General features: G+C 61.0%; 3 protein-coding genes. All 3 read left to right on the top strand.

Annotated elements, in window-relative coordinates:
• Window positions 1–831, top strand: an 831-nt coding sequence (locus E1285_RS46345; RefSeq protein ID WP_165967051.1) for a hypothetical protein, incomplete at its 5' end; no start/stop codon positions are given.
• Complete coding sequence (locus E1285_RS44755) at window positions 818–1,264, top strand: hypothetical protein (protein WP_132160979.1); 447 nt, start codon at window positions 818–820, stop codon at window positions 1,262–1,264. The genes E1285_RS46345 and E1285_RS44755, both read left to right, overlap by 14 nt.
• The gene (locus tag E1285_RS44750; RefSeq protein ID WP_132160978.1) at window positions 1,265–1,774 is read left to right on the top strand and encodes a hypothetical protein; all 510 of its coding nucleotides are present in this window, start codon (window positions 1,265–1,267) and stop codon (window positions 1,772–1,774) included.
• Window positions 1,775–2,090 lie beyond the last annotated feature (316 nt).

Raw genomic sequence — 2,090 nt, 5'->3', positions numbered from 1 at the left:
GCCCCCGCCGACGGCACCGAGCAGCCCCACTCCACCGACACCCAAACCAACCCCGGGGACGAACCCACCAGCCAGAACAGCGAAGGCAACCAACCCACCACTGACAACGTCCCGCTCTCCCCCGAAGAACCAGACCAGAACGAGGAGACGGGTCAGCACGACAGCGGCCATGATAAGAAGGCCGAAGATACCGACGCTGAGCCGTCCCCGAACGAGATCAACGAGACAAACCGGGAAGGAAAGACAAGCCCCACACTCCTTGAGGTGCGCTCCGACAGTCGAGGTAGGATAAATTTCGAACCCCGCTATCGACCGGATAATGCCGCAAGCGCTGAACTTGCTCCACGTGAAGCGAATATGACAGAAGTCGAGGAGCCCGGGCGATTCCAGGGACGGATCAGGATGGAATTCGAGAGCGACGGCAGGCTAATCCCACCAAGCCGCGACACCGGAAACGACACACCCGGCCACGGCGAACCCCGCCATCCCGATGACGACCCTGCATCTCGTGACTATCGCGCAAGCGATCCCGAGCGTCGATCTCGCGGTCGCGAGTTCATGCGCGAGTTCGTCACCAAGTCAGATGACACAAAGACCAGTGCTGACAAGTTTGCCGAGCCAGCACAGAAGAAGTTCGAACGAGTCGAGCCGACCGGTCAACACAGTGGGGCTCGAAGCAACAACGATTACATCAGACCACTCGACCAACCCGTCAAGACCGGCGATGCGATGGTAGGAGGAGTGGCGCTAGCTATAGTCTTTACAGAGGCATTCCGCTACGGGGCCAGGAATCTGCGAAAAGTGAGAGGAAGCGAGCATGACAGTAACTGACGAACAGGTGGCGACATTGCGCGCACAACTAGAAGGAAACATTGCAGAACACCGCAGACTTCTCAATGACCTCGATCCAGGCGAGGCGAATGTGGGCTATTCAGCACTGATCGCAGCGGCTTTTATCGAGGCGGCCGAGCGACGCTTCATAAAAGACGGAAAGACTGGAGATAAGTTCGAAGTCATTGATTTTGTTGCGCAAACACGAGAAAATGACGACGAATCCCCCAATGTTATCAATCCACAGATCGCCGAAGGCATGCTGCTTTCCCTGCTCGGCAAGGGTTCAATGGTCGACGCCGACGAAGAAACGAAACTTGGCCATCAGATTGTACTGCTCGCTGCTTTGGTAAGCGAAGAGCAGTTCACCTCTACCGAACTTGACGCCTTCTTGCTCAATGCCCGTTCACTCGCCGACGAATTGCTTGAGTAAATGGATTACGACGCCGTTGAGATTCACGAGAAGAACATCTTGGCGTTGCGGTCGTTCTTGCTGCAGGGTCCGCAGGCGTGGGTGCCTTTGCAAGACGAGGTGCAGAAGGACGACGAGACGGCGGCCGGGTATATGTCGCTGCTCCTCGGGGCTTTCAACGTTGCGGTGGGCCGGAGGTTCTCGCCTACCTACACCGTTGGTGAGATCGTCCGATTCGTCGCCGACCTGCGGATCAAGGCCGAGGAAGACGCCGACCTCATCAACACACTCGTCGCCGAGGACATGATCCGCCGCGCCGTTGGCGCTCCTCCGCTGAAGGACGGCGGGCCGGACGACCTGACAGCCGTCCTGAACGCCGAGGTGTACATCCTGCTGGCCCTCGTCGCCGAGGCGGACTTCGACCGGGCTGGCCTGGAGCAGTTCATCGAGGATGCCACGGCCTACACACAGGAATGGCTCGCCGTGCAGCGAGCCGGATCCTCCGGGGCTGGCACCCCGGAGTCGCCGTAACCCGTCCGTCCGGGATCGCGGGGGGGTGTGCCACCACGTCGGTGAGCGGCGAAACCCCTCCTCCGCCGATCCGGACTGAGGGCAATGCGCCTCCGGTTCGCTCGCGGTGGGCGAAGGTGGCGGCCGACTGGGTTCGTATGTAGAGTACGAGCCATGGGCTATATAGAGTTCGAGCGACGCGGAAATGGCTCGGCACGGTCCGGGGTGTTCGTCGCGCGGGAGTTGCTCGCCTGGCTGGGGATCGGGCTTGCCGCCGCCGCGGCGGCCGTGCTGGCGGTGCTGATGCCCGCGGTGGCGGGGCCGGTCGGGGTGGCGG

It is taken from the genome of Actinomadura sp. 7K507, assembly GCF_004348425.1.
Taxonomy (GTDB): domain Bacteria; phylum Actinomycetota; class Actinomycetes; order Streptosporangiales; family Streptosporangiaceae; genus Spirillospora.
The sequence above is the reverse complement of the archived record's forward strand: the minus strand, read 5'-3'. Positions and strand labels throughout refer to the sequence as shown.

Coding starts and splice junctions, on each gene's coding strand:
- E1285_RS44750 (WP_132160978.1), top strand. CDS start 1,265: ATGGATTACGACGCCGTTGAGATTCACGAGAAGAACATCTTGGCGTTG.
- E1285_RS44755 (WP_132160979.1), top strand. CDS start 818: ATGACAGTAACTGACGAACAGGTGGCGACATTGCGCGCACAACTAGAA.